The 25,058-nt window shown below is 60.6% G+C and carries 29 protein-coding genes and 1 pseudogene; 14 read left to right on the top strand and 16 right to left on the bottom strand.

The window, feature by feature from the left end:
* Window positions 1–281: 281 nt before the first annotated feature.
* The 5 genes from BMI87_RS19240 to BMI87_RS19220 all read right to left on the bottom strand — a co-directional run bounded on the left by BMI87_RS19240 (window position 282) and on the right by BMI87_RS19220 (window position 3,284).
* On the bottom strand, window positions 282–593 hold the full coding sequence (locus tag BMI87_RS19240) for an STAS/SEC14 domain-containing protein (RefSeq protein WP_007803481.1): 312 nt from the start codon (window positions 591–593) through the stop codon (window positions 282–284).
* Window positions 565–1,530, bottom strand: coding sequence for a cation diffusion facilitator family transporter (locus BMI87_RS19235; RefSeq protein ID WP_007803480.1), 966 nt, complete (start codon window positions 1,528–1,530; stop codon window positions 565–567). Before BMI87_RS19235 ends, BMI87_RS19240 begins: the two co-directional genes overlap by 29 nt.
* Window positions 1,520–2,083, bottom strand: coding sequence for a transglutaminase family protein (locus BMI87_RS19230; RefSeq protein WP_007803479.1), 564 nt, complete (start codon window positions 2,081–2,083; stop codon window positions 1,520–1,522). The genes BMI87_RS19235 and BMI87_RS19230 overlap by 11 nt, the downstream gene beginning before the upstream one ends.
* A gap of 69 nt (window positions 2,084–2,152) precedes the next feature.
* Entirely contained in the window at window positions 2,153–2,773 is a 621-nt protein-coding gene (locus BMI87_RS19225) for a cation transporter (RefSeq protein WP_008327361.1), read from the bottom strand.
* Between the two features lie 82 nt (window positions 2,774–2,855).
* Window positions 2,856–3,284, bottom strand: a complete 429-nt coding sequence (locus tag BMI87_RS19220) for a helix-turn-helix domain-containing protein (protein ID WP_007803476.1) — start codon at window positions 3,282–3,284, stop codon at window positions 2,856–2,858.
* Between the two features lie 213 nt (window positions 3,285–3,497).
* Here BMI87_RS19220 and BMI87_RS19215 point away from each other — a divergent pair, with 213 nt between their 5' ends.
* From BMI87_RS19215 to lnt, 10 genes are read left to right on the top strand one after another with little or no spacing between them, the layout of a single operon-like run.
* Window positions 3,498–4,064, top strand: coding sequence for an SCO family protein (locus BMI87_RS19215; protein ID WP_007803475.1), 567 nt, complete (start codon window positions 3,498–3,500; stop codon window positions 4,062–4,064).
* Window positions 4,065–4,069: 5 nt separating this feature from the next.
* Window positions 4,070–4,492, top strand: coding sequence for a disulfide bond formation protein B (locus tag BMI87_RS19210; RefSeq protein WP_007803474.1), 423 nt, complete (start codon window positions 4,070–4,072; stop codon window positions 4,490–4,492).
* Window positions 4,489–5,148, top strand: coding sequence for a thioredoxin domain-containing protein (locus BMI87_RS19205; RefSeq protein WP_007803472.1), 660 nt, complete (start codon window positions 4,489–4,491; stop codon window positions 5,146–5,148). The genes BMI87_RS19210 and BMI87_RS19205 overlap by 4 nt, the downstream gene beginning before the upstream one ends.
* Window positions 5,149–5,170: 22 nt before the next feature.
* A complete protein-coding gene (locus tag BMI87_RS19200; RefSeq protein WP_008327335.1) occupies window positions 5,171–5,641 on the top strand; it encodes a copper chaperone PCu(A)C in 471 nt (156 codons plus the stop codon).
* Entirely contained in the window at window positions 5,641–6,267 is a 627-nt protein-coding gene (locus BMI87_RS19195; protein WP_007803468.1) for an SCO family protein, read from the top strand. The genes BMI87_RS19200 and BMI87_RS19195 overlap by 1 nt, the downstream gene beginning before the upstream one ends.
* On the top strand, window positions 6,264–7,637 hold the full coding sequence (locus BMI87_RS19190) for a M23 family metallopeptidase (protein WP_007803467.1): 1,374 nt from the start codon (window positions 6,264–6,266) through the stop codon (window positions 7,635–7,637). The genes BMI87_RS19195 and BMI87_RS19190 overlap by 4 nt, the downstream gene beginning before the upstream one ends.
* Window positions 7,638–7,640: 3 nt before the next feature.
* Window positions 7,641–8,099, top strand: a complete 459-nt coding sequence (locus BMI87_RS19185; protein ID WP_007803465.1) for a DUF411 domain-containing protein — start codon at window positions 7,641–7,643, stop codon at window positions 8,097–8,099.
* Window positions 8,100–8,121: 22 nt separating this feature from the next.
* A complete protein-coding gene (locus BMI87_RS19180; RefSeq protein ID WP_007803463.1) occupies window positions 8,122–8,904 on the top strand; it encodes a ZIP family metal transporter in 783 nt (260 codons plus the stop codon).
* A gap of 4 nt (window positions 8,905–8,908) precedes the next feature.
* A complete protein-coding gene (gene lspA, locus BMI87_RS19175; RefSeq protein WP_007803461.1) occupies window positions 8,909–9,382 on the top strand; it encodes a signal peptidase II in 474 nt (157 codons plus the stop codon).
* Window positions 9,379–10,950, top strand: coding sequence for an apolipoprotein N-acyltransferase (lnt, locus tag BMI87_RS19170; protein WP_046212133.1), 1,572 nt, complete (start codon window positions 9,379–9,381; stop codon window positions 10,948–10,950). Before lspA ends, lnt begins: the two co-directional genes overlap by 4 nt.
* Window positions 10,951–11,211: 261 nt before the next feature.
* On the opposite strand, the gene mntR is transcribed toward lnt, so the two are convergent.
* Window positions 11,212–11,670 (bottom strand): manganese-binding transcriptional regulator MntR, encoded by a 459-nt coding sequence (gene mntR, locus BMI87_RS19165; RefSeq protein WP_008327326.1) that lies wholly within the window; start codon window positions 11,668–11,670, stop codon window positions 11,212–11,214.
* 97 nt (window positions 11,671–11,767) lie between these two features.
* Here mntR and BMI87_RS19160 point away from each other — a divergent pair, with 97 nt between their 5' ends.
* Window positions 11,768–12,043 carry a hypothetical protein gene (locus BMI87_RS19160; RefSeq protein WP_012187175.1) on the top strand — a complete coding sequence of 92 codons (276 nt, stop codon included), beginning with the start codon at window positions 11,768–11,770 and terminating at the stop codon, window positions 12,041–12,043.
* Here BMI87_RS19160 and BMI87_RS19155 read toward each other — a convergent pair.
* Window positions 12,037–14,223: a cation-translocating P-type ATPase gene (locus tag BMI87_RS19155; protein ID WP_007803450.1), complete on the bottom strand. Its 2,187-nt coding sequence runs from the start codon at window positions 14,221–14,223 to the stop codon at window positions 12,037–12,039. The genes BMI87_RS19160 and BMI87_RS19155 overlap by 7 nt on opposite strands.
* Before the next feature lie 345 nt (window positions 14,224–14,568).
* Between BMI87_RS19155 and BMI87_RS19150 the strand changes: the two genes are divergently transcribed.
* Window positions 14,569–14,856 carry a hypothetical protein gene (locus BMI87_RS19150; protein ID WP_369817429.1) on the top strand — a complete coding sequence of 96 codons (288 nt, stop codon included), beginning with the start codon at window positions 14,569–14,571 and terminating at the stop codon, window positions 14,854–14,856.
* A 47-nt stretch (window positions 14,857–14,903) separates the two neighbouring features.
* On the opposite strand, the gene BMI87_RS19145 is transcribed toward BMI87_RS19150, so the two are convergent.
* From BMI87_RS19145 to BMI87_RS22280, 3 genes and pseudogenes are all read right to left on the bottom strand, one after another.
* Window positions 14,904–15,569 (bottom strand): L,D-transpeptidase, encoded by a 666-nt coding sequence (locus BMI87_RS19145; protein WP_007803448.1) that lies wholly within the window; start codon window positions 15,567–15,569, stop codon window positions 14,904–14,906.
* A gap of 193 nt (window positions 15,570–15,762) precedes the next feature.
* Window positions 15,763–16,485 (bottom strand): cytochrome c biogenesis CcdA family protein, encoded by a 723-nt coding sequence (locus BMI87_RS19140; RefSeq protein ID WP_007803446.1) that lies wholly within the window; start codon window positions 16,483–16,485, stop codon window positions 15,763–15,765.
* A pseudogene (locus BMI87_RS22280) lies at window positions 16,473–16,592 on the bottom strand (IS5/IS1182 family transposase); the annotation flags it as partial. The pseudogene BMI87_RS22280 and the gene BMI87_RS19140, both read right to left, overlap by 13 nt.
* Before the next feature lie 109 nt (window positions 16,593–16,701).
* On the opposite strand from BMI87_RS22280, the gene BMI87_RS19135 reads away from it, so the two are divergent.
* Window positions 16,702–17,346, top strand: coding sequence for a hypothetical protein (locus BMI87_RS19135; protein WP_007803445.1), 645 nt, complete (start codon window positions 16,702–16,704; stop codon window positions 17,344–17,346).
* A gap of 7 nt (window positions 17,347–17,353) precedes the next feature.
* Here BMI87_RS19135 and BMI87_RS19130 read toward each other — a convergent pair whose 3' ends face one another.
* From BMI87_RS19130 to BMI87_RS19110, 5 genes are all read right to left on the bottom strand, one after another.
* A complete protein-coding gene (locus BMI87_RS19130; protein WP_046212134.1) occupies window positions 17,354–18,685 on the bottom strand; it encodes an APC family permease in 1,332 nt (443 codons plus the stop codon).
* Between the two features lie 48 nt (window positions 18,686–18,733).
* Window positions 18,734–21,079, bottom strand: coding sequence for a copper-translocating P-type ATPase (locus BMI87_RS19125; protein WP_243445044.1), 2,346 nt, complete (start codon window positions 21,077–21,079; stop codon window positions 18,734–18,736).
* A gap of 78 nt (window positions 21,080–21,157) precedes the next feature.
* Window positions 21,158–22,078 carry a prolipoprotein diacylglyceryl transferase gene (gene lgt / locus BMI87_RS19120; protein ID WP_078523128.1) on the bottom strand — a complete coding sequence of 307 codons (921 nt, stop codon included), beginning with the start codon at window positions 22,076–22,078 and terminating at the stop codon, window positions 21,158–21,160.
* Between the two features lie 105 nt (window positions 22,079–22,183).
* On the bottom strand, window positions 22,184–22,570 hold the full coding sequence (locus tag BMI87_RS19115; RefSeq protein WP_007803435.1) for a DUF302 domain-containing protein: 387 nt from the start codon (window positions 22,568–22,570) through the stop codon (window positions 22,184–22,186).
* Window positions 22,571–22,710: 140 nt separating this feature from the next.
* The gene (locus BMI87_RS19110; protein WP_012187178.1) at window positions 22,711–23,319 is read right to left on the bottom strand and encodes an EF-hand domain-containing protein; all 609 of its coding nucleotides are present in this window, start codon (window positions 23,317–23,319) and stop codon (window positions 22,711–22,713) included.
* 397 nt (window positions 23,320–23,716) lie between these two features.
* Between BMI87_RS19110 and BMI87_RS19105 the strand changes: the two genes are divergently transcribed.
* Window positions 23,717–24,274 carry a hypothetical protein gene (locus tag BMI87_RS19105; protein ID WP_012187179.1) on the top strand — a complete coding sequence of 186 codons (558 nt, stop codon included), beginning with the start codon at window positions 23,717–23,719 and terminating at the stop codon, window positions 24,272–24,274.
* 76 nt (window positions 24,275–24,350) lie between these two features.
* On the opposite strand, the gene BMI87_RS19100 is transcribed toward BMI87_RS19105, so the two are convergent.
* Window positions 24,351–25,016, bottom strand: coding sequence for a L,D-transpeptidase (locus BMI87_RS19100; RefSeq protein ID WP_012187180.1), 666 nt, complete (start codon window positions 25,014–25,016; stop codon window positions 24,351–24,353).
* Between the last annotated feature and the right edge of the window lie 42 nt (window positions 25,017–25,058).

The raw sequence follows: 25,058 nt of genomic DNA, 5'->3' as shown, positions 1-25,058 counted from the left end.
GGCAGCCCCACACGCAAAGAACTCACCTTAGCACGGACCGCAACGACGAAGATGACCCCCATGTTTTGTCCACTCCCCAGTGCCACCGTACCAAAGTTACTCCTTTGCGAAAGGAGCGACCATGTTCAGAACTTTCGGATTGCTCTTGGGTCTCGCAACTGCTGTAGTTCTTTTGTTTATGGTTTCGAACAGATGCTGTCTTCTGCGAAGGCATCTGATTGAAAGCTACTCTACCTTTCACTTGCCCAGGCGATTGCCGCCTTCATTTCCGCCGGGTCGAACTAACGGAGTTCTGCCGTGGTCAGCACGTCGGCGAACCTGGTTCCCCACTCCAACAAAGCCCCTTCGCCCACCACAGCGACGCGGCGGAAGTCATTCCTATGGGCTGTGTCGATTTTCAGATCTTCGAGCAGAGCGGACGGCCCATCGTAGCCTTCGAACCTCGTGAGATCGAGAACCAGGCCGGGCTTACTTGTCTCTTGCAGGCGCTCATGAAGCAGGGCGTGCATCCGTTTCAGGTCGCTTTCGCTGAGCTTGCCCTCGCAGGCGAGGCCAATCGTGTCGTCATGAGCTGTCAGTGTCTCGGTGAACATGGTTTTCCTCCTCTTTTTCCGGTTTGCCGTGACCGTAAAGGTCAGCGTTTTCGTGTGCGCGGTCTTCGTGCTCAAATTCCAGACTCGAATGACCGATGCTGAAATCGTCCTTCAGCCGGTCCTTGATCGCGGCCTTGATCTTTTCGATTTGACCCCAGCCGTCCGCTGTCAGCACGACGTGGCAGTCCAGAGCCGCCTCGTGCTCCTGCATCTGCCACAGATGCACGTGATGAACGTCCGCGACACCATCCACACCCCGCATCGCCTGAACGACGGTTTCATTATCGATGTCCGGTGGACTGCCGAGCATCAGCGTCCGAATCGGACCGCCGATCTCGGTAAATGCGAGGTAGAGGATGTAGAGAGCGATGCCGATGGTGATCGCCGGGTCGACCCACCGCATGTTGTAGAGGAGGATGAGCGAGCCGCCGATGATGACCGCCACGGAGGCCAAAGCGTCCGATAGGTTGTGCAGGAAGAGCGCACGGATGTTCACGCTGCCTTTCTGCATCGAATAGGTGAGCAGCGCCGTCAACGTGTCGACGACCAGTGCCACACCGCCCAGGATCACCACCGTCCAGCCCTGTACCTCTGGTGGGTCGATCATGCGCATGCCACCCTCGTAGATCAGGTAGAAGCCGATCAGGATAAGTGTCGTGTAGTTGATGAGCGCTGCGACGATTTCTACCCGCCCATAGCCGAAGGTCATGCGCTTGTCCGCCGGGCGGCGAGCGATCTTACGCGCGAAGAAGGCGATCACCAGCGACGCCATGTCCGAGAAATTGTGGAGGGCATCCGCGATCAGCGCGAGGCTGCCGGAAAGGATCCCGCCGACGATCTGCGCGACCGTCAGGAGGCCGTTGGCCCAGATGGCGATGGAGACGCGACGATCACCGGATTGAGGATCGATGTGGGCGTGGCCGTGATCATGCGGCACGGTTCGTCTCCTCATGGCGGTGGTTCGGCCGATCGAATCCGGGGACCGGCGGCAAGATTCCGCGGCGGATGCGGCGAACCCTGGCATTCATCCAGTGACGGATGACGTGGCGATAGAGCAAGTCGCGCACAAATCCGAAGTTCTGGCGGTGATTGACCCATCCGTCGCCCAAGTCCACCTCTACCCAGGAGTGGAGGATTTCGGACGGCGCGAGGGGATAGACGAGTTCCGGAACGACGCCTCTCTGAAGCGCCTTGTGGATTGTGAACCCGTGCAGTCGGCAGCGAACTCCCACGCCACGCAGCAGGGCCATGAGGAGCGTGCCCTTGGTGTTGCACTGCCCGTGGCCATCTGCGAGGACCTCGGACGCCGGAATGTCGTCGGCGCGGTTGTAGCCGAAGGTAATCTCGTTCCTGACGAAATCGTAGATGGCCCCAATTCGGTCGTCGCTGGGAAGGTCTGCCCAGCCGCGCTCCTCGATCAGTTTTGCAATTGAGGTCGCGTCAAAATCCAGCAGCCGGGTTTTGGCCAAATGAGGGTCGGCGGGGTTCACGGGATACCTCCTCGAATCGTTCACGAGAATATGTAGTTGCTACAGTCACTGTAGCTTCAAGCCCCGATTTCAGGCCGAGTCCTTGGTTACCTGATCGTCATTGTGCACCGCCTTGTGGTGTTCACCATGCGCGTCTCTCAGGATTCCGACGCCACCCCAGGCCGCGATGCCGGCGACAATCACGCCCACGACAAGGTCCGGCCAATTCGTTCCGAGCCAGGCTACGAGCCCGCCTGCGACGACGATTCCGAGATTGGCCGCGAAGTCGTTCCAGCTGAACGTATTCGCCGCTCGGATGTTTACGTCTGGATCGCGAAGCCGTGCCAGCAGCCAGACGCAAAGCGCGTTGATGGCCGCCGCTACCAGCGCCATGACAATCATGATCGTGCCAAGAGGATCCGATCCGCCGACGTAGCGGCGCCACGCGTCATACAGGATTCCAAGGGCGAAGAGGATCAGCAGGCCGCCCGAAACGTTCGCCGCTCCGCGCTTCCACTTGGCGGAGCGGGACAGCGCGAAGAGGCTGATCGCGTAGACGAAACTGTCCGACAGATTGTCGAGGCCATTGGCTATAAGCGCGCTTGACTCGCCGAATGCGCCCGAGGCGAAGAAAGCGACTGCCAGCCCGATGTTGAGACCCAGCACGATCCAGAGTGTGCGTCTTTCCGTTGCGTTTCTCTGCTCCGCCATGCCGGGTATCCAAATTAGTGAATTGCCAATGAGTAACTAACACCTGGCTTTTTGCGTTCCGATCAAAGGTCGTCGAAATTGCTCAGGCGCCGATCTCTTCATGGTCGGTCAGGCATTCGGAATGGTCGCGCAGTACCTCGAGCACACGGCAATCAGAAGTCTGTCCGCCGCTGCACTCATGCACCATCCGCTTCAATTCCGTCCGCAGCGCCTCGAGCCGCGCCAATCGTTGCTCGACCTGTTTGAGTTGCCGACGGGCTATTGCATCCGCCTCAGCGCAGGACTTTCCCGGATGATCGCTGAGATCGAGGAGCTCACGGATCGCGTCCAACGAGAACCCCAGTTGCCGTGCGTGCCGGACGAATGACAAGCGGTCGAGTTCGGCGTCGCCATAGCGTCGTTGGCCCCCCTCGGTCCTGCCGGGCTCAGGCATAAGTCCGATCTGCTCGTAATACCGGATGGTCTGCACCTTTGTTCCGGTCTTCTTCGCCAGCGTCCCAATCGTCAGCATTTCCGCTCCCCACATTACCTACAGTGGGTGTAGCTTTATGCGGTGCGCATCACAAGCTTCACCCGAGTTTCACAGATCGGTGATTGTTGGCCGATCGATGACAATCACGCTTGAACCTACAGTAGCTAGAGGATGTAAACGCACACAAAATATAGAATCAGGTTCGGGCGGAGCGGCGTGAGGCTTTCAGGTCTTCAGAAGGTATTGTGGGTGTTGGCGGGCGCGGCGGCGTTCGTTTTCATCTGGCTGTTGCTATGGTCCGACTACCGTGCCGATCTTGCCCGCACCGAGAGTGAACCACCGTTTCTTGCTGATTTCGAACTGACCGATCATCGCGGCATGGTCCAAACGGACGAAGATTTCGCAGGGCGCTGGATGCTGGTCTTCTTTGGCTTCACCAATTGCCCCGACGTCTGTCCGACAACACTGTCCGAAGTCGCGGCCGTGATGGAGGGCCTGGGCGATGAGGCAGCAATGGTTCAGCCGATTTTCATAACGATTGATCCGGAGCGGGATACGCCGACTGCACTTGCCGAGTATGTGCCCCTGTTCGACGCAGGGATCATCGGGCTGACCGGTACACCGGAGCAGATCGCCGCGACATCCGAAACCTTTCCGATATTCTTTGAGCGGATCGAGCAGGCGACTGCGCCGGGCGGATACACGATGGGTCACACGTCGCATCTTTTCCTTTTCGACACGCAAGCAGGCTTCGCGGACTCCTGGCCCTACGGCACGCCCGCCGAAGAGATCCTCGCCGATCTGAGACAGAGGATCTGATCGTCATGACCCGACTTTCCGGAGAGACGGCCCTTGGCCTGGCCTGGATCATCGCGCTCACCGCGTCGCTTGCCGTGCTCTTCATCGGCGAGGTTCTGGGGCAGACACCTTGCGTGCTCTGCTGGTTCCAGCGTGCCTTCATGTTCCCCTTGGCCATCATCCTCGGGCTTGGGCTGTGGTGGCAGGATCGGCGCGTGGGTCGCTACGGGATCGCGCTGGCTTTGGGCGGTGCCGCCGTCGCGCTTTGGCACTTGGGCCTCTATGTCGGCGTTATCCCCGAGCGTATCCAGCCCTGCACGGCGACCGGCCCATCCTGTACCGACGACAATCAACTGGTCTTCGGCATTCCGATTCCTTTGATGGCGCTCGTCGCCTTCGCGATGATCGGTCTGCTGTCGGCTCTCTCACTGAAGGAAACACAAAAATGAAACGACGCGGCCTCATCCTGTCCGTTCTCGCGCTCGGGGTCGCCGGTTTCGGCGGTGCCGCCTGGTATGCCACCCGCCCCGACCCGATTGCCGCGTCCGATCCCATCGACCCTGAAATGGCCGACGCGCTGATCCGACCCTATTCCCCGATCCTCGGGCCCGAGGATGCGCCCGTAACCATCGTTGAATTCTTCGACCCGGCCTGCGAGGCATGCCGCGCTTTCTATCCGGTCGTCGAGGATATCATGGCGGAGCACGGAGACGCGGTGCGCGTTGTAATCCGCTATACGCCTTTTCACGGCGAGGCGTCGGTAGAAGCGATCCGTGTGCTCGAGGCGGCGCGCATGCAGGACGTGTTTGAACCTGTGCTCGAGGCAGTCTTGCGAGAGCAGCCCAGATGGGCGTCTCACGGGACCCCGGCACCCGGATTGATCCTTGAGATTGCAGCAAGCGGAGGTCTGGATGTCGAAGCTGCCCGGACACAGATGCTGGCCCCCGGTGTTGTGGCGGTGCTCAACCAGGACCGCGCCGATGTCGAGACAGTCGGGGTCCGCCAAACGCCCACGTTCTTCGTGAACGGCAAGCCTCTCGATCCGTTCGGTGAGGCCGAATTGCAGAGGCTGGTGGCAGTGGAAGTTGCGGCAAGCCAAAGCTGATTTGCGGAGGCAGGAGAAACGAGTGGTGAAGAAGTTGAGATATACCAATGCATTGGCCGTGCTTTTGACGGTTGCAGGGCTGTCGGCCCCCGCACTGGCCGGTTCGGAGGATGTCGTGGTCGAGAATGCGTGGTCCCGCGCCTCGATCGGCGTCAACAGGCCAGGTGCCGCCTATATGACCGTGCGCAACACGGGTGAAGACGCCGTTACGCTGACCGGACTTGCGACACCGCTGGCAATGATGCCCGAGATCCATGAGTCGAAAACCAACTCCGATGGCGTCAGTTCCATGGCGCCTGCAGGCGAGATCACGATTGAGCCCGGCCAAAGCGTGGCATTGGAGCCGGGCGGGTTGCACGCCATGCTCATGAAGCTGCAAGAGCCGATGACCGAAGGCGAGAATTTCCCGCTGACACTGACCTTCTCGGATGGCGGCAAGGTGACGGTCGAGGTCCCAATCCTCGGAATCGCCGCGCGTGGACCGGAGGGCTGATGCAACGTCGGCAGCTCCTTCTATACGGCGCAGCCGGTGCCGGCGTTCTTGGCCTGACGCTCTTCGTGGGCTGGTGGCGGGTGGACGGGCCCGGTGCGCCTGAACCAAAAGGGCAGCGGCCCCTGCCCCTATCGGCGATGGAGTTCCGGCTGACCGACCACGAGGAAAATGAGGTAGGGCCTGGCAACCTGATCGGTCGTCCCACAATGGTGTTTTTCGGGTTCACCTACTGCCCGGACGTCTGCCCGACGACCCTATCGGATATTTCCGGCTGGCTTGAGGAACTGGGCGACGAAGCATCAGAGATGAACGTGGTCTTCATCACGGTCGACCCGGAGCGGGACACGGTCGAGGCCATGGCCGAATATGTCGGCTATTTTCATCCGGTCATTCGTGGCTGGACGGGGCCGGAAGACCAAATTGCCCGCGCTGCAGAAGGGTTTCGTGCCTCATTTGAGCGCGTCCCGACTGAGGGCGGCGGCTATACGATGAACCATACGGCAAGCGTATTCCTGTTCGATGCCGAGGGTGAGCTCGTCACCATGATCGACTATCACGAGCAAAGAGAATTCGCGGTGCCGAAGATCCAGCGCGCACTGACAGAAGACGTAGAGGGGGCAACATGAAGATAAGAACTGTCTTGGCGGCCGTTGCGGTCGCAGGCGCATTTTCGGTGACCGCCATCGCCATCTCTGGCGTTCTGTCCAAAGAACCGGTGCCCCCTGCGATTGCTGAAGCGACCCTCTGGACTCCCAATCCGCTTGCGCCGCCTCGGATTACCGAAACCAATTCGGTCCGCCCTACACTCGCCCAGGCGGATATCGCATTCGAGTTCAGACCCCGGCCGCTCCTGACCGTTTCCCCCGCTGATACCTCCTTGCCATCTATCGAGCCCCCGCTGGTCACCTGGTCGCGGGAGATTGCGTCCGGCGAGACGCTTGATGCGGTCCTTTCCGATGCGGGGCTGGATGCTTCGGATCGCGCCGAAATCGCCTTGGCGATTGGCACGGAATACGATCTGCGCCGTCTGCGTCCGGGTCACATCATTACGGTGGTTTCCACAACGGACGACAACCCGCGTCGTGTAGAGCTCGCCGTCGAAGACGGTGTCCGGATAGAGGCGGTCTTCGGCGAACAGCTTGCCGCCCGCGTGTTGGACCCGGATCCCGAATTGGTGACTTTCGCCGGCGAGGCGGTGATCGAGAGCTCGATTTTCGCCGCCCTGAACACGGCAGACATCCCCGCCCGTTTTGCGGTGGACCTGGCGCAGATGCTGGGCGGCACCGTGGATTTCCGTCGTGATCTTGCGGGTGGCGAGACGATGCGCCTCCTTTGGCGCGAGGCCCGAGACGGGAACAAGAGGATTGGTCAGCCCGAGCTTGCCTTTGCCGCACTGGATATCGATGGCTCGGTCTATGAAATCGTCTGGCCGAACGACGGCAGCGGCCAAGCGACGATCTATGTCGACGGAGAAGTCCTGCGCGTGTTTGCGCAACCGGTCGAAGGTGCACGGCTGAGTTCTGTGTTCGGGCGCCGCACCCATCCGGTCTACGGCAATGTACGGATGCACACAGGAGTCGACTTCGCGGCGGCGCGCGGCACGCCGGTACAGGCGACGGCGCCGGGCCGCGTTAGCTTCATCGGCCGACGCGGTGGGTATGGCCGGGTCGTCGAGATCGCTCATGGCTCCGACACCCTGACGCGCTATGCGCATCTGAGCGCCGTACCGGACGGGCTCACACAAGGGCAACGCGTGATGGCCGGAGATATGATCGGGCGGGTCGGTGCGACGGGTACCGCGACAGGCCCCAACCTACATTACGAAGTGCTGGTGGACGGTCGCCCAACCGACCCTCTCTCTGACGACCGATTGGCAGAGGCGGCCGAGCGTGAAGCGGACGACACGGCCGCGCTTGAGCGACTGCGTGAGGCGCGTTCACTTCTTGCTGAGAGGCTCGCCAGCGAATTTGCACAGACGACAACCGAAAGGCTTTGATCCATGAAACGATTTACTCCCGCCCTTGCCATCGCATTTGCCTTGCTTCCTGCGGCGCAGGCCGTCGCAGAGGCGATTCAGATCGACGTCCGGAAGACAAACGGCTGCGGCTGTTGCCTGTCCTGGATGAAGCACCTCGAGGAGAATGGCTTCGCGCCGATGGGCGAGGACATGTTCGGAGGATCTCTTGTGCGCTTCAAACTCGACAATGGCGTGCCGCAGCGCATGGTCTCCTGCCATACGGCTTTGGTCGACGGCTATGTGATCGAGGGCCACGTGCCGGCGGCTGACATCCAACGCCTGCTGGAGGACCGGCCAGACGCGGTAGGCCTGGCGGTGCCGGGAATGCCCTACGGGTCGCCCGGCATGGGACCGGAGGACGACCGGGAGGCTTACGATGTCTTCCTGATCCACGAAGACGGATCGACCGAGGTCTACACCAGCTACTCGGCTCCTGACTGAACTCGCGGCAGAACCTTAACAATTGGAACCCCTCTCCCCCATAGCGCTTGGCTTTCTTGGAAGCCTGGCCGCCGGATCGCTGACCGCGGTCGGGGCGGTCCCCGTTCTTTTTGGGCGCATCCCGTCCCGGGCCACGCGCGATCTGCTGCTTGGCTTCGCGGCGGGTGTCATGCTCGCGGCTTCGTTCTTCTCGCTGATCATCCCGGCTCTCGACGCAGCTGAAGGACAGTTCGACAACGGTGCTCTCCCGGCGGCCATCGTATGTGTTGCGATCCTGCTTGGCATGGGCGCGATCGCTCTGATGAACGAACGGCTACCGCATGAACATTTCAAGACGGGGCGGGAAGGTCCCGACGCCGCATCGCTGCGGCGCGTCTGGCTTTTCATCATCGCGATCACTATCCACAATTTTCCCGAAGGGCTTGCCGTCGGCGTCGGGTTCGGGGCTGACGGTTTGTCGGGCGGGTTGCCACTTGCGATCGGTATTGGATTACAGAATGCCCCCGAAGGTCTGGCGGTGGCGGTTTCGTTGCTCGGCGAGGGCTATTCCAGGCTTCGCGCCTGGGGCATCGCCGCTCTGACCGGTCTCGTCGAGCCCGTCGGTGGACTTCTCGGCGCAGGGATTATCAGTCTTTCGCAACCGCTGCTGCCCTGGGGTCTCGCCTTCGCAGCAGGTGCGATGCTCTACGTCATCAGCCACGAGATCATTCCGGAAACCCACCGATCCGGCCATCAGAACAGGGCGACGCTCGGCCTCGCCGTTGGTCTTGTGATCATGTTGTTCCTCGACGTCTGGCTGGGATAAGCTGATGAGAACTTGCCTCTTCGTCGGTCTGCTTGCTGCGCTGATCGCCTTTCTTGTCGATCAGGCAACGAAGGCAATCGTTGTGTCCAATGCGACTGTTCTTAGTTCCGGCGTATCGGTCTTTCCCGGCTTCAATCTCATCTACCTGCGCAATGACGGAGTGACCTTCGGGCTTCTCGGCGGCGCGCCGTGGTGGAGCCTTGTCTTACTGGCGCTTGGCATCTGCGTCTGGCTGGCGTTCATGCTGGTCCGTACCAGCAGCCGGGTCGAGGCCATTGCCTATGGTGCGATCATCGGCGGTGCACTCGGCAATATTCTGGACCGCCTGCGCTATCGTGCGGTGACGGATTTCCTCGATTTCTACATCGGGACGGCGCACTGGCCTGCCTTCAACATGGCCGATGTTTTTGTGGTTGGCGGCGTGATGCTGCTGCTCATTGCGCCGTGGGTTGGCGCTCGACTTCAGACCGATTCATGAAGCCGGGATTGCCGCAGTTCGTTAGTGAGGACCTGAACCTGTTCCAGCGCATGGGTCTTGCCCTTGCTGCCGGCGGATTGACGGTTTTGACTCTTCCGCCGTTTTCTTGGCTCATCGCGGTCCCTGTCGCCTTCTCCGTGCTCTTTATCGTTCTCCGGAACATCTCAACCTCGCGCGCTTTCCTTGTCGGTTGGGCTTTCGCACTGGGCCAATTCGGGATTGGAATTTCCTGGATCGCCGAGAGCTTTTACGTCGATGCCGAACGTTTCGGCGCACTGGCGATTCCGGCGGTCGCGGGTCTGTCCGCCGGACTTGCCATCTTCCCGGGCATGGCGGCGATGCTTTTTGCCGCCATCATGCAGCGCCGAGCTGTCGGCGGCATTGCGGCGGGCCTGCTGTTTGCAACCTGCTGGGTGGCCACGGAATGGCTGCGGGGTCATGTCCTGACAGGGTTTCCCTGGAACCTTGCCGCTTATGCCCTTGTCGACTATGCCGCCCTGCGCCAACCCGCCGCCTGGGTCGGAAGCTACGGTTTGGGCTTTCTCACGGTCTTCATCGGCATATTGCCAGGTGTGTTGACTGTGGCGGCGCCAAAGAGACGCGCGCCTGTTCTCGTGCTCTTCGCCGTTGCTGTGGCGGGTTTCTGGGTTGGCGGTGCGCTTCGGTCAGGGCAGGACGTGCCGCCGACAGACGTTGCTTTGCGCATCGTCCAAGGCAATGTGCCACAAGTCGAGAAGTGGGTACCGGGCAGCCGCCAGCGAACCTTGGAAAAATACCTGGGCTTGTCCGCGCAACCCGGACGTTTCGATTTGCTGCTTTGGCCGGAAACGGCCTTCCCCGGCTTTCTGGACGAAGATGCTGCGGCACGCGCGCGGATATCTGCAGCTTTGCCAGACGGCAGGATCCTACTGACAGGTGCGCCTGACCGAGTGGAGGGCGATGGGGGAACCAGATATTTCAACACGGTTCAGGCCTATGACGGCAGCGGCGAGGTTCTGACGGGGTATGCAAAACATCATCTTGTTCCGTTCGGGGAATATGTGCCCCTGAAAGGCTGGCTGCCCATCGAGCGGCTGACCGAAGGGTTGGGCGATTTCACGCCGGGACCAGGGCCGCGCACGCTGGCGATCCCTGGCGCGCCTCTGGTCGCGGTGGCGATCTGTTACGAGATCATCTTTCCGGGCCACGTGGTCGATGACCTTTTCCGCCCCGACTGGATATTCAACGCCACAAATGATGCCTGGTTCGGAACCAGCATCGGACCCGAGCAGCACCTCGCCTCCGCGCGGATGCGCGCGGTCGAGGAGGGACTTCCCGTGGTCCGGGCGGCCAACACTGGAATATCCGCGATCATCGACGCCAATGGAAATGTCGTCGCGCGTCTTGATACCGGGGAAACAGGCACCATTGATGCCGGCCTGCCGGGCGCGCGTACTCCAACGCCCTATGCGCGGTTCGGCGACTGGACCTTGTTGGTTCTTGTTTTTGGGTGCTGGGTCTTCGGCTGGCTGGCCAGTTTGCTCGGACGAGATCCCGATGCGCGGCATTTTGGAACGGAGGTATCCTGATGCTTGTGATCGTGAGCGCTATCGGAGGCGCGATCTGGGGTGGCTATCTGGCACGACGGAGGAGGGGGAATCACCTGGATATCCTCCAATATGCGGTAGCGTCTGCGATCGCCTTCGGACTTGTCGCCCTGTTTGCAACCATCGTGCTGTCGCGGGTTCTCGGCTAGCGAGCTTCGAAATTGCGCAAACGTGTCAGCGGCTTGAAGACCTGATAGCTCGAGGTCCCGATAGAGAATCGCGCGAATGTGCATCTAGGCGAGCTCATTTCTGATTGAGCCGTCGCTCGAACGCCTCCAATGTCGTCCCGCTGACGTGATGCTCGATCCCTTCCGCATCGCGTTCCGCGGTCTCTTCGTCGATTCCCAGGCTCAGAAGAAAGGCGACGACGACCCTGTGGCGGCGTCGACAGATCTCCGCGAGGTCCTGCCCGGCATCGGTGAGGAATATCGCGCGGTATGGCTCCCGCCGGACCAGACCAGCAGCCTTGAGCCGCGAGATGTTCTTGGTCACGGTCGGCGGCTTCACGCCAAGCCGCTCGGCGATCTCGACCGGTCTGGCCTCCCCGCGCGTCTCGATCAGTTCCGCGATCAGTTCGACGTAATCCTCCGCCATCTCGCTTTCATGTGCCTGACGCACGGTCGCAAAGCCATCGGCCTGCGCCTCGGGAGCCCGGTCGACCGCTTCGAATGGCTCACGCCCTTGTGATTGTAGCTTTGTCATACTCGGGACTTTGCAGCGAAACAGCGGGATTGACAACTTGTTTGCTTCGGGTAGATAAGTTAGCCATGTCTAACTTTTTACTTTGGAGGCCGTGGTGATGCGAAATATTATGAGAGTGCTGCTCGCCACACTCGCAAGTGCGCTCCTCCTGTCCGGACCTGTCGCCGCGACGCCGGCCAAGGAGGCGCCTTGGCTTCCCGAGGCAGCGGCCTACCGTCTGACGCTCTTTCTTGGAAATCTCGAGCCGCTGCCCTGGGACGACATCGAGACCGCCTGGACGGAACCCTACCGGGGTTCGGAATTCTCTGTCGGGGCGCTGGCGTGGCTGGACCGCAAAAGCGATATCGAGCTACCGAAACCGCCGGATCAATGACCGTGCGCCAGTGCTCCTTTCGCCATCTGCTCGCCCACCGGTTCTCCGCCTGAAGGCCCGGCCTCAACCTGATGGCCGTTCAGGAGCCGAAGTGCGTTGGCGACCACCAGCAGAGACACGCCTACATCCGCAGCAATGGCGCCCCACATTGAGGCCATACCGAACGCGGTCAGCCCGACGAACAGCGCCTTGGTCGCCAGCGATATGCCGATATTCTGGTGGATGATCGTCATGGCACGGCGCGAATGGCCGATAAGCCAGGGTACCTTGCCGATGTCGTCGGTCATCAGCGCGATGTCGGCCGTCTCGATCGCGGCATCCGATCCGACAGCGCCCATGGCGATGGCATAATGCGCCCGCGCCATGGCCGGTGCGTCATTCACACCGTCGCCGATCATCGCCACCATGTCGTGGCTTTCGACGAGTTCCTCAATGGCCGTCACCTTGTCTTCTGGCAAAAGTTCGGCGCGCACCTCGTCGATGCCGACTTCGGCTGCCACCGCGCGCGCGGTGCGTTCGTTGTCGCCCGTCAACATCACGATGGTCTTCACACCCTGCGCATGCAGACGCGCAACGATCCCCTTTGCATCTGGGCGGATGCGGTCGCGAAGCTCCAGTACGCCGGTCACGCCGGTCTCGTCACCCACGGCAACGAGGGTGCTCCCTGCCCCTTCGATCCGATCCCGCAGATCCGCCGGAATGGCATTGCCGAACCCCTTCTCTTCGGCGAAGCGATCCGAGCCGAGCCAGATAGCGCGCCCGTCGGCGCGTCCTTCCAGACCGCGCCCGGGCACGGTACGGGTGTCCTCTGCGGCAGACACGGAAACACCATCGGCTTCGGCGCGCGAGAGGATGGCGCGTGCCAGCGGGTGTGAAGACCGCGCCTCCAGGCTTGCTGCCAGCGCCATGAGATCGCGTGCGGAAACGCCGACCAGTGGGTGAACCGCCGCCACCTCAGGCTCGCCCATGGTGATCGTCCCGGTCTTGTCCATCGCCAGTGCCGTGGTCCGCCCCGGCGCCTCGACATAGGCGCCGCCCTTGATGAGCACCCCCGCCCGTGCCGACGCGGTCAGCGCTGCCACGATGGAGACCGGCGTAGAAATGACCAGCGCGCAAGGACATGCGATGACCAGAAGGACCAGAGCATTGTAGAACCAGTAGTCCCAGGCGCCGCCGAGCAGCAGTGGCGGCACCAGCGCGATGGCGATCGCCAAAGCCATCACGATGGGTGTGTAGATGCGCGCGAACTTGGCCACCCACTGTTCGACCGGCGCGCGGCGGGCATGGGCATCGCCCACCATGCGAATGATTTTCGCGAGCACCGTGTCCGAGGCGGCCTTCGTCGCCCGCACCGTCAGTGTGCCCTCGCCGTTGATCGTGCCGGCATAGACCTCGTCGCCTGGTTCCTTGGGCACTAGCGCGCTTTCCCCAGTAATTGGGGCCTGATCGACGGCCCCTGCCCCGTCCACGACCTCACCGTCGAGGGGGATCCGGTCGCCGCCGCGCACGATAAACCTTGCATTGACTGCCACGGCCGCGGCCGGAACGTCGGATTCAGATCCGTCGTCGTAAAGAACCCGCGCCGTTGGCGGCGCCAGATCGAGGAGCGCGGAAACCGCATTACGCGCCCGCCCCACGCTCCAGCTCTCAAGATAAAGCGAAAGCGAGAAGAAGAAGGCGACCGTCGCGGCCTCAAAAAACTCGCCGAGGCCGATGGCGCCCGCGACGGCCACCACCATGAGCAGGTTCATGTCGGGGCTAAGCCTCCGCGCCGAAGACCAGGCCTTGGGCGCGACAAGCCAGACGCCAAAAAGAATCGCGACGGCGAAGATCCCTGCTTCCACCATAGGCATAGGCACCTCGCCATGGCCCGCAAAGAGCCCGAGCGCGCCGCCCATGCCGGTCTCGACAATGTGAAAAAGGAATCCCGCCGCCCAGAAGCCGCCGCTCAACGAGGTAAAGCGCTTCTGACGTGCCAGATGCGCCGCCTGGTCCTCTGCTGCGTTGTCGGCATCCCATGGCTTGGCGCTCATGCCGGTCGTTGCGACCAACTGCGTGACTTCGTCGTCTGGTATCCTCTCGGCGCTATCGAGGATGGTCATTCGCCCGTTGATCACGTCGAATGCCAGGTGTTCGGTTCCGCCCACTTTCGGCCCGACAACCCGGTTCAGGATCGCCACCTCTTCGGCGCAATCGAGCCCGGAGACCTGAAAGCTCCTTCCGCCAGACGGCGCTGGCGCCGTGGACGCGACGTCCTTGCTGGCGTCGCAACAGGAGTTGCCTCTTGGGTCAGAATGCTCTTGATCACCCGGATGGCCGTGATCGTTGCGGTTGCCGTCGGAAGACATGGATTGACCTCAGGATTCATTGATTCCACATTGACATAGCCCCTACAGTAACTAGAGCTTCAAGGGCAACAAGTGGATATTCGTCCAGCAAGAAAGGCGCCCTGCGGAGGCTTGAAGCTAGCCGCCCCCTTGAAACGACGCGGTTGGAGCAACGCTTGCCGGTACGAAGCGATCAGAATGAGTGAGGTAGACATGCAGAAACGAAACGCGCCGATTATCGCAGCGACATTGGTGCTTGCTGGCTGCGCGGTGCCAACGCTGGACGACGGCGGCGCTCGCAACGAAGTGGGAAGTGTTCCCGAGGCCGTCATTGCCCTTGCTGCGCCTGGTCAGGATCTCACCACGGCGCGGCTTCGTCCCGAGGATGGCTGTTATTGGTATGAACACAGCGGTCCGGTGGAAAACACCTTGGTTCCGCTACGCTCGGCAGGTGGCAACCCCATCTGCACTTCGCGCCAGTCCTGATCAGCCCATAGATGCGTCAAGCCCACGCGTAACACATGATGCGCCAGTCAACTTCTCGGGGTGACGCTGTCTTCCGCCGAGTACAGGAATGCCGTCGAGCCAATCTCGACGTTGGGATAGAGATCATTGATGTGTGCCATGACCATTCGGACGCAGCCGGAACTCGCACGGCCGCCAATGCTTCTTGGATACGGTGTCCCGTGAATCCTTAGATAGGTGTCTCGGTCGCCGACGAAGAGATAGAGGGCTCGCGATCCGAGCGCGTTTTCAGGTCCGGGTTCCATACCGTCAGCGATATCGGCGTAGAGCTCTGGGTCGCGGTCGATCATGTTTTGTGTCGGCTGCCAATGCGGCCACCTGACCTTGCGCTTGATCGTATAGGTGCCCGGTTCGTAAAGTTTACCGCGCGCGATCGCCACGCCATAGCGCATCGCCGTGCCGCCTTCTTCGATGTGGTAGAGATAGCGCGCAACAGCATCGACATGGATATCACCGGGTACAAGTCCGTCCTTCGCGAGGACCCGCTGTGGCAGGAAGCGAGGGTGAAGGCCCCAAGGGTTGGACGTGGCCGGGTCGTAGCCGGGAGGTGTAACCTGTGCGTCCCAAGCTGCCTTCTGCGCATCGGTAGGCCACGTGTCTGCAAGGAGCGGGCTGGATATCGATGCCGAAAACAGCGCGGTGGTCGTCTGGATGAAATGTCGTCTTGTCAGCATATAGATTGCTCCGTTCACGCATTGGACGGCAAACCGAACCTTACCCCGAACGCAGTGTTGTTCGCCCGGGAAGGAGTGAGGCGTTATTGGCAACTTGCTCCATGGTGCCGTTCTTTGTCGGTGGCTTAACTCCTAAAGCTACTAGAGGTTCAAGAAAATTTTCTGTTATCAATAGACGCTGCTACTAATGGAGCTATCCGATCCGTCCCAGAACCGGAAATACGTCGAGCATCCAGTATGACAGCGCGCTCAACTGCCCTGTCATCATCGCCAGCCCCATCAAGATCATCACTATGCCCGCAAGCTGGTGGAGGCGGCGGCCAACCCGGCCGATGGCCCGCAACCGTCCCGCGATCTGGTCGGTGAATCCGGCCACGATCAGAAACGGTATTCCAAGGCCGGCGGAATAGACGGCAAGCAGCATGATACCTTCGCCCATCGTGGCACTCGCCGCACTGGCTGTCAGGATCGCGCCGAGGATCGGGCCGATGCACGGAGTCCAGCCGAAACCGAAGGCAAGACCGAGGACATAGGACGCAGCGGGTTGGCCCCCGGGGATGTTGAGATTGAATCGGAAGTCGCGTTCCATGACCGAAACACGCGCGGCTCCTATCATGAAGAGCCCGAAGAAAATGATGATGCCGCCCCCAACGAGGTTGAGTTCATACCGCCACCGAAGCAGGGCCTGACCCATTGCAGTCGCGGATGCGCCAAGTCCCATGAAGATGGTGGAGAAGCCGAGGACAAAACACAGGCTCAGCCAGACCGCGCGCGACGGCGAAGCGCCGACCACCCCGCCCTCAGCGGCTGTGCGCCCGGTTACGTAGGAGACATAACCTGGCACAAGAGGTAGCACGCAGGGGGACAGAAATGATATCGTGCCGGCTAGGAGGGCGGCGGTGAGGGCGCGCGCCAAGTGATGTCTTCGTCGACCCAGATCAGCAGGGACCCCCGCTTGCGCAGCGATGCGTTGTAGCTGGACCAGTTGGTCGTACGATAGCGGGCGGGAGATGGGTTGCTCATGGAATGCGGCTAACAGCATGGGTTCGCGAAGGGAATCCTGAGGCGTCAGACTTGTGCAACAACGCCCCGTATCATCGACCTAGTGGTGCCCACATGGCAGGCTATTTCAATGGATAGATTTTTCTCTATCAGTATGCCCGCGGCTCAGTTTGTTAGAAATGTCCTGCTGTTCAGCTTCGCTGCATTACTGCCGGTCCTGTTGTTCTACGTCTTACTGGCTCCGGGCTTTGCTCCGGCTCTTGCTGCCGGCGGACCGGCACTCATGCGCTTACTAAGGCAGGTTGCGACCAACGGTTTGCCCGTGGTTTTTGCCGTCAACTATGTCAGTTTTTTCCTTTTCGCTATGACAAAGCAACCAAAGGCGGGCTCAAGAGACACGGCGTTTTTCGTGCTGGTCGATGTCTTGCTCAGAGCCCTTCTCTTTCCAGGTCTCCACGTGCTGATATACGTTCTATCTGCCGACTGGTTCGGGTCATTCGGCGGCAATCGTTCAACCGCTTTGGCGGTTGTATCCCCGACTCTTGCGCGTTCGGCGTTTTTCGAGAACATCTCCGGCGTTTACCTCTATGCGACTATGATAAGCGCGTTGCCGCTCTACGTCTCGGCTTTCGGGCGGTCGGAATTTCTTGGACCGGTTGTACGTCGCTTGCCCATGAACACGGGCGTGATGCTGCTTGCCCTGGCTGCGTTTGCCTTGTCGGTCGGGCTGATCACGATCGGCGCACAAGGCATCGCATCTCTTCAGGCCAGGTGATGGCAGGCTAATCACCGTGGGCGTGGGCGGGGGCGACTTGCGGTGCCACCCATTGCGACAAGTAAACGCGCTCGAAGGCGAACACAGCGATCATCCCGACAGCGGCGTAGAGAACGATCATCGGGTCGCTTTGAAGCTTCATCACGGTGAAAGCTGCCAGTACTATCGCATCGAGCGCCAGGGCAGTCAAAAGCACGATACCGAAGGCGCCGACGTCTGCTCGACGATAGCGGAACACGCCCCAATGTATGATCATGTCCATGACGAGGTAAAAGAAAGCACCGAGGGATGCGATCCGGCCTAAATCAAAGAGCACGGCCAACGTCGCGGCGATGACGACAGTATAGACCAGGGTGTGGCGTTGGATGGGACCTGGCATACCGAAGTGGCTGTGCGGGATCATTTCCATGTCGGTCAGCATCGCCAGCATACGCGACACCGCGAAGACGCTGGCCAGAACGCCGGACGCCGTTGCGACAGCGGCCAGGATCACCGTGAGTATGAAGCCGGTTTGTCCAAGGGCGGGCTGCGCCGCTTGTGCCAGCGAATAGTCACGCGCTGAGATGATCTCCTCGATCGTGAGACTCGAACCGACCCCGTAGGCGACCAACAGGTAGACGACGACGCAGATTCCGATAGAGAACATGATCGCTCGGCCAACATTGCGATTTGGTTCAGTGATCTCGGCTCCGCTGTTGGTGATCGTGGTGAATCCCTTGAACGCAAGGATGGCCAGCGCCGTAGAGGCGATGAACCCCGTGAGCCCGTAGGATTGTGAGGTCTCGGACGCCGCGGCGAACGCAAAACCACTGGACCACAGGGCCGCGATGCCAAACAGAGCTATGCCTCCGATCTTGATCGCGGCCATGATCAACGAGAACAGCCCGACCGAGCGGTTTCCGGCCATGTTCACCAAAAAGGCGAAAACGATCACGGCCACAGCCAGAGCGGGGACCAATGGGCCACCTTCGATATCGAAAGGGCGCAGGACATAGGTGGCGAAGGTTCGCGCGACGAGGCTTTCCGCGATCACCATGCTGAGCGCCATCAGCAGTGCGGCCCCGCCCGCGATGGCTCCGGGGCCATAGCATTTCTGCAGGATCATGGCGATGCCACCCGAGGACGGCCATTTGTTCGACATCCTGATGTAGCTGTAGGCGCTGAAGCTTGTGACGACCGCGCCGGCGATGAATGCAAGCGGGAAAAGCGGGCCGGCGAGCTGCGCGATTTGCCCCGTCAACGCAAAGATTCCAGCGCCGATCATCACGCCTGTCCCCATCGCAACGGCTCCGCCCAGACTGATGGAATTTTCGCGGTACGTTTCTTTTTCGCTCTGCATAAATGGCCCCCTTTTAATTTTGGTTCATCCGAACGCTGTTGCGCGCTTCTAGATACGAACGCCGCGAAGGCGCAGCGAATTGAGCACCACCGAGATTGACGACGCGCTCATGGCGAAGGCAGCAAACATCGGACTGATGAGGATGCCAAAGAAGGGAAACAGAACTCCCGCCGCGACCGGCACGCCGGAGGCGTTGTAGATCAGCGCGAAGAACAGGTTCTGGCGGATGTTGCGCATCGTGGCCCGGGCGAGCCGCCGCGCACGCACGATACCATCAAGGTTGCCCTTGACCAGCGTGACGCCCGCGCTTTCGATGGCCACATCGGCGCCGGTGCCCATGGCGATGCCGACATCGGCCTGCGCGAGCGCGGGGGCGTCGTTGACGCCATCCCCGGCCATGGCGACCTTGTGGCCCGCCTCTTGCAACTCAAGGATGATCCGCGCCTTGTCCTCCGGCAGCACGTCGGCCCGGATCTCATCGATTCCGAGCCGCGTGCCGATGGCCTTGGCCGTGCGTTCGTTGTCGCCGGTCGCCATGATGACGCGGAACCCCAGTTCATGCAGATCCTCGATGGCTTCTGGCGTGGTCTCCTTCACTGGGTCGGCGACAGCAACTAGACCGGCGATCTCGCCATCCAGCACAACGAACATGACCGTCTCGCCTTCGTCGCGGCGGGCATTGGCCTTGGCGGTCAACGCGCCCGCCTCGAGCCCCAATTCGCGGATCATCGCCAAATTGCCGAGCGCGACCGCTTTGCCGTCAACGACCCCCTTGACGCCCTTGCCAGTGACCGCCTCGAAGTCCCGTGCCTCGTCCATTTTGACATCTCGCTCCTCCGCACCCCTGACGATCGCTTCGGCCAAGGGGTGCTCCGATCCGCGCTCAAGCGATGCGGCGAGACGCAAGACCTCGGCTTCGTCGTGGCCGGGTTGCGGGAGTACGTCGACAAGCCGCGGCTTGCCTTCGGTCAACGTGCCGGTCTTGTCGACGATCAGGGTATCGACTTTCTCGAACCGCTCCAGCGCCTCGGCGTTCTTGATCAGCACCCCTGCCTGAGCGCCCCGTCCTGTCGCTGTCATGATCGACATCGGTGTCGCCAGGCCAAGCGCACAAGGACAGGCGATGATCAGAACCGCCACCGCCGAAATCAATGCGTAGGAAAGCGCAGGCGCGGGCCCCCAGATCGCCCAGGCGATGAAGGACAGGACCGCGATACCGATGACGGCCGGAACGAAATATCCCGCCACCTTGTCGGCGTATTTCTGGATCGGGGCGCGCGAGCGCTGCGCGTTCGACACCATCTCGACAATTTGAGCCAGCATCGTGTCGGACCCGACACGCGTCGCCTCCATCACCAGACTGCCGGTGCCATTGATCGTCGCGCCGGTCAGCGGGTCGCCCTCGGTCTTCTCGACCGGCACGGGTTCACCGGAGATCATGCTTTCGTCGACCGAGGACCGGCCGTCCAGAACCACGCCATCGACCGGCACCTTGTCACCGGGCCGCACGCGCAGCCGGTCCCCGACTTGCACGTCCTCCAGCGGGATTTCCTTCTCGGATCCGTCGTCCCGGATGACCCGCGCGGTCTTTGCCGCCATGTCGAGAAGCGCGCGGATCGCCTTGCCGGTCCCCTCGCGGGCGCGTAGTTCCATCACCTGGCCGAGCAGCACCAGCGTCACGATCACCGCCGCCGCCTCGAAATAGACGCCGACATGGCCTTCGGAGTCTCGGAACCCATCAGGGAATATGTCCGGTGCGAGAACGGCAACGACGCTGAAGAGCCAGGCGGCAAGAACGCCCATGCCGATCAGGGAGAACATGTTGAGGTTCAATGTGCGGAACGAAATCCATCCGCGTTCCAGAAACGGCCAGCCGCACCACAAGACCACTGGCGTTGCCAGGATCAATTCGATCCATTGTGTGGTGCTTTCGCCAAAAAAAGTCCGGACTGCGGGGAAACCGACGAATGGCCCCATCGTGAGGACAAGGAGCGGGATCGTCAGGACTGTGCCGACCCAGAACCGCCGTGTGAAATCCACCAGTTCGGGATTTGGACCTTCATCGCCCGGCACACCGGATTCCAGTTCCAATCCCATACCACAGATCGGACACGCGCCCGGATCAGGCTGCCGCACCTGAGGGTGCATCGGGCAGGTGAAAATGGGACCATCATGTCCTGTAGGAACCAGATCATATCGGCCATCGGCCGGCGTGGCACCCGCGTGGTGTTCGTGATGATCATGTGCTGAATGGACCTCGAGCTCCGATTCCGGCACGAGGTGCATCCCGCATTTCGGACAATTGCCGGGCTCGTCCTGCCGCACCTCAGGGTGCATGGGGCAAACGAATACCGAAGAAGCTGCTGTGGTTTCAGAACTGTCGGGAGTGCTCATTTTGCGGTCCTTTCCGAGAATGCTTCTCTTGCCTAGGGCTTCCATCCGCGGGAGGGTCAAGAGAGATCAGTACGGCGATTACATTGCGGCTCTGCGGGGTGGCGCTGTCCGGCCCCGTTCCCGCCGGGCGAACACGATCAACGCCAGCCCGACCAGCGCCATTGGCATGGAGAGCAACTGGCCCATGGTCAAACCCCACTCACCAAAATGAAGCGCATGGCCGATCGGGTTGTCCGCCGTCACAAATTGTTGGTCCGGTTGCCGGAACATCTCGACGAAACTTCGGGCAAGACCATAGCCGGTCAGAAACACGCCAGCCAAGGCACCGGGCATTTTCAGCCAGCCCCGGCCCCAAGCGAGATAAATGAGCAGTATTCCAAGAATGAGCCCCTCCAATACCGCCTCGTACAGCTGGGACGGGTGTCGGGCGCAGAGGCCGCTAACCCCTGGGCAGGCCTGCGCGACTTCGCCGGGAAAGATCACCGCCCAGGGAACGTCCGTTGGACGCCCCCACAACTCATTGTTGGTGAAGTTCGCCAGCCTTCCAAGAAACAAGCCTGGTGGTGTTGCCAAAGCCAGCAAGTCGCCAGTGCTGAGCAATGACGCGTTCTGTCTAAGGCAGAACAGCAAGGCCGCGATGACAACTCCCGCGAACCCCCCGTGGAAAGACATGCCGCCTTGCCAGACCATCAGAATTTCCAAGGGATTGGCGAGATAATATGCGGGCTGGTAGAACAGTACAAAGCCCAGGCGACCACTAGCAATCACGCCGATGATGATCCACGTCAGAAGATCTTCGATCTGCGTTCGGTCAAGCGGCGGTCCAGCTGACGTCCAGAGCGCGGGACGGCTTATGGCACTCGAACAAATGCGCCAGCCAATCAGGATACCGAAGATATAGGCTAGCGCGTACCAGCGGAGTGCGAATGTGACCCCCCCGATGTCGAAGGAGAAGAGGTCGGTTCCAATATCCGGAAATGGCAATCCCGCTGGCAGCACTGGGTGAGTTCCTCATCAGGAATTTACGTGGGGATTAGATGGCATTGATCGAGCACCGCTAAAGGCGCTCGATCTGCGACAGGGCATCCAACGCCCATCCCGCCATCACGCGGTGTCGAGGGCGTCCCGAAGGAGATCGCGGACTTCGCCGGCGACCGCGTCCAGGTCTTGGTTCTGCACCGCCTGCATCGAAGCGACAGGATCGACCGCGCTGACCTCGGTGTCGCCGTCCAGTTGCCGCAGGATAACATTGCAGGGAAGCATCGCACCGATGCGAGGCTCGATCTCGATGGCTTTGTGCGCCATGCCCGGATTACAGGCCCCCAAGATGCGGTAAGGCGGCATGTCCGCATCAAGTTTCTTTTTCATCGTCGCTTTGACGTCAATCTCAGTCAGAACGCCGAAGCCCTTGTCTGCCAAAGCATCCCGAACACGCATCTCTGCGTCATCGATTTTGGTGTCTTTCAGGACGCGATCATAGGTATAGGCCATGGGAATTTTCCTTTCCGTGTCTCTATTTGTTGGCATACCGAGGCTAAACGGTTCAGGTCGCGGTTCGGTTCAATGTCCCGACCGCGAATGGTTTTGGGGTTGTGAGGACGGGTGCCGGAAAAAAACCGGCACCCATTGGCTCAGTTGTCCTGCATCATGGAGCCGTTGCCCATGCCCTGACCGTTGCCAGGCCGCGCAGGCGCATCTGCCATATTCGACCGCATCATCTGCATCCGCTCCATCCTATCGGCAGGAGCGGCCATCTCTTCCGGCGTCACCGCGCCGTCGCCATCGGCATCGAGGTGTTGGAAGCGATCCACCATCATTTCGCGGATCATCGCGCTGTGGAGAGCTTCAAACTCGGTAATCGAGAGGCTTCCATCCCCGTCGCTGTCAAACTCGGAAAGCTTGGCCTGCAGCTGCGTGCGCATTTCTTCCGGCGTCGTTGTGCCGTCTCCATCAGTGTCGAACATTTGCATCATGCCGCCAGCCATGCCTGGGCTCATCATACCACTGCCCATGCCTGCGCCCATCATGCCTGCGCCCATCATGTTTCCGTGCATGCGCTTCATCATGTCCATCATTCCGCCCATGTTCCCCATCATACCGGGACCACCGTTCTGCATCATGCCTGGTCCGCTCTGGGCGCCAAATTGTCCCCCACGCCCGTGGTTGGCGTCCGCGAATGCGGCACCGCCAAGGGCGGTTGCAGCCAGGGTCATTGCAGCGAGTAAAGTGTTGCGTTTCATTTCGATCACCTCGTGTCAGTGTTGCGATACCCAGCATATGGGGGGCACCTGCAGATGCGGAATGCCACGCGAGCCGGTGTTTTGTATCGCGAGGTCACAAAGGCGGGGTCTGTTACAAATTGCGACAAATCAATTCGGGGCGAACGCTCCTCTTCATCTGAAACATGCGATATCCAGAAAAAAAGGTGTCGAGGATCCGTATACCAACCGAAACCGAACCCATGTTTCGGTAGAGGTGAAATCCGGAAGAGTTGATGTCGAGATTGCTAGAGGCCCTGAATATCCCGAAAATTCAATCATTCAACCCATGGCAGGAGGCTGCAGGGTGCTCTTTTTGAACCGCATTTTCTCAGTTCTAACCTTGGTAATTTTGGCGGGGTGCGGTGCAGGAAACGACATGCGCCCGGATGCTTCAGCCGAAGTCATCAGTAGCGCATCCTACCGTCACGATGGACCGGCCGCGCTGACGTTGTACACCATGATCAACAACAGGTCCGGGGCGGGTGCGCATAGCAGCGTCATGATTAATGGGTCGCAGCGTGTTATCTTCGATCCGGCAGGAACGGTCCGGCTGAGCGCTGTACCGGAACGGGGAGATGTGCTTTATGGCATTACTCCACAAGTGGCCGATTTTTATGCGCGGGCTCATGCTCGCGAGACCTACCATGTCGTCATACAAGAGATCGATGTGTCTCCCGAAGTCGCGGAGCAGGCTTTGCGCCTTGCAATTGCCAGCGGCCCAGCCGCTTCCGGTTTTTGTAGTGCCAGTACCTCCGCGGTACTCAGACAATTACCAGGATTTGAATCCATCGGACGCACATTTTTTCCAAAGCGCCTGATGGCGGATTTTGGCAAGTTGCCGGGCGTGCGAACCACAAAGCTGTTCGAGAACGATGAGGACGACAAATCCGTAGCGATCGCACAGTTCGAAAGTTCACTTGCGACACAGCCGTGAGTGTTCGTCCAACAATTCATTGGAAGATGTCCCTGCACGACGCAGTCCTCGGCGTGTGAGCCAAAGATGCAATAGGTTAGCTTCGAGCGGTAACGCTGTCTTCGGCCGAGTAAAGGAACGCCGTCGATCCGACAGCGACATTCGGATAGAGATCATTGATGTGGGCCATCACCATGCGCACGCATCCCGAACTGGCCCGGCCGCCAATGCTGCGAGGGCTCGGCGTTCCGTGAATTCGAAGGTACGTATCCCGATCTCCGACGAATAGATACAAAGCCCTGCTGCCCAAGGCATTGTTGGGGCCGGGCTCCATACCGTCGGCAAACCGCTCGTAAGCCTCCGGATCGCGTTCGATCATTGACTGCGTTGGCGTCCAGTGCGGCCATTCGACCTTTCGGCGGATCGTATAGGTGCCGGGTTCATAGAGATCGCCCTTGGCAATCGCCACCCCGTATCGCATCGCGGTGCCACCTTCCTCGATATGGTACAGATAGCGCGCGATCGCATCGACGTGAATGTCACCCGGGCGCAAACCGTCATTCGCCAAAACGCGTTGCGGCAGCAGCCTGGGATGCAGCCCCCATGGGTTGGTTGTTGCCGGGTCATAGTTGGCGGGCGTGATCTGCGCATCCCAAGCTGCTTTTTCGGCTGTTGACGGCCAGGTCTTAGCGAATGCTGGCGAACTCAGAGACGCTGAAAACAGCGAGCCGGAAAGTGCAAGGAAGTGTCGTCTTGTAACCATGAAGCGAAGCCCTTTGTTTGTTTTCGATGAATGCGGGACGAT

Source organism: Thioclava sp. F28-4 (genome assembly GCF_002020045.1).
Classification (GTDB): domain Bacteria; phylum Pseudomonadota; class Alphaproteobacteria; order Rhodobacterales; family Rhodobacteraceae; genus Thioclava; species Thioclava sediminum.
Note: the sequence above shows the minus strand (reverse complement) of the source record. Positions and strands in the feature narration are given on the sequence as shown.

Excerpts from the sequence above, each read along its gene's own strand:
- BMI87_RS19240 (WP_007803481.1), bottom strand. The coding sequence starts at position 593 with ATGTTCACCGAGACACTGACAGCTCATGACGACACGATTGGCCTCGCC.
- BMI87_RS19225 (WP_008327361.1), bottom strand. The coding sequence starts at position 2,773 with ATGGCGGAGCAGAGAAACGCAACGGAAAGACGCACACTCTGGATCGTG.
- BMI87_RS19220 (WP_007803476.1), bottom strand. The coding sequence starts at position 3,284 with ATGCTGACGATTGGGACGCTGGCGAAGAAGACCGGAACAAAGGTGCAG.
- BMI87_RS19210 (WP_007803474.1), top strand. The coding sequence starts at position 4,070 with ATGACCCGACTTTCCGGAGAGACGGCCCTTGGCCTGGCCTGGATCATC.
- BMI87_RS19205 (WP_007803472.1), top strand. The coding sequence starts at position 4,489 with ATGAAACGACGCGGCCTCATCCTGTCCGTTCTCGCGCTCGGGGTCGCC.
- BMI87_RS19195 (WP_007803468.1), top strand. The coding sequence starts at position 5,641 with ATGCAACGTCGGCAGCTCCTTCTATACGGCGCAGCCGGTGCCGGCGTT.
- BMI87_RS19190 (WP_007803467.1), top strand. The coding sequence starts at position 6,264 with ATGAAGATAAGAACTGTCTTGGCGGCCGTTGCGGTCGCAGGCGCATTT.
- BMI87_RS19185 (WP_007803465.1), top strand. The coding sequence starts at position 7,641 with ATGAAACGATTTACTCCCGCCCTTGCCATCGCATTTGCCTTGCTTCCT.
- lspA (WP_007803461.1), top strand. The coding sequence starts at position 8,909 with ATGAGAACTTGCCTCTTCGTCGGTCTGCTTGCTGCGCTGATCGCCTTT.
- lnt (WP_046212133.1), top strand. The coding sequence starts at position 9,379 with ATGAAGCCGGGATTGCCGCAGTTCGTTAGTGAGGACCTGAACCTGTTC.
- mntR (WP_008327326.1), bottom strand. The coding sequence starts at position 11,670 with ATGACAAAGCTACAATCACAAGGGCGTGAGCCATTCGAAGCGGTCGAC.
- BMI87_RS19160 (WP_012187175.1), top strand. The coding sequence starts at position 11,768 with ATGCGAAATATTATGAGAGTGCTGCTCGCCACACTCGCAAGTGCGCTC.
- BMI87_RS19150 (WP_369817429.1), top strand. The coding sequence starts at position 14,569 with ATGAGTGAGGTAGACATGCAGAAACGAAACGCGCCGATTATCGCAGCG.
- BMI87_RS19145 (WP_007803448.1), bottom strand. The coding sequence starts at position 15,569 with ATGCTGACAAGACGACATTTCATCCAGACGACCACCGCGCTGTTTTCG.
- BMI87_RS19135 (WP_007803445.1), top strand. The coding sequence starts at position 16,702 with ATGGATAGATTTTTCTCTATCAGTATGCCCGCGGCTCAGTTTGTTAGA.
- BMI87_RS19130 (WP_046212134.1), bottom strand. The coding sequence starts at position 18,685 with ATGCAGAGCGAAAAAGAAACGTACCGCGAAAATTCCATCAGTCTGGGC.
- BMI87_RS19125 (WP_243445044.1), bottom strand. The coding sequence starts at position 21,079 with ATGAGCACTCCCGACAGTTCTGAAACCACAGCAGCTTCTTCGGTATTC.
- BMI87_RS19115 (WP_007803435.1), bottom strand. The coding sequence starts at position 22,570 with ATGGCCTATACCTATGATCGCGTCCTGAAAGACACCAAAATCGATGAC.
- BMI87_RS19110 (WP_012187178.1), bottom strand. The coding sequence starts at position 23,319 with ATGAAACGCAACACTTTACTCGCTGCAATGACCCTGGCTGCAACCGCC.
- BMI87_RS19105 (WP_012187179.1), top strand. The coding sequence starts at position 23,717 with ATGCGCCCGGATGCTTCAGCCGAAGTCATCAGTAGCGCATCCTACCGT.
- BMI87_RS19100 (WP_012187180.1), bottom strand. The coding sequence starts at position 25,016 with ATGGTTACAAGACGACACTTCCTTGCACTTTCCGGCTCGCTGTTTTCA.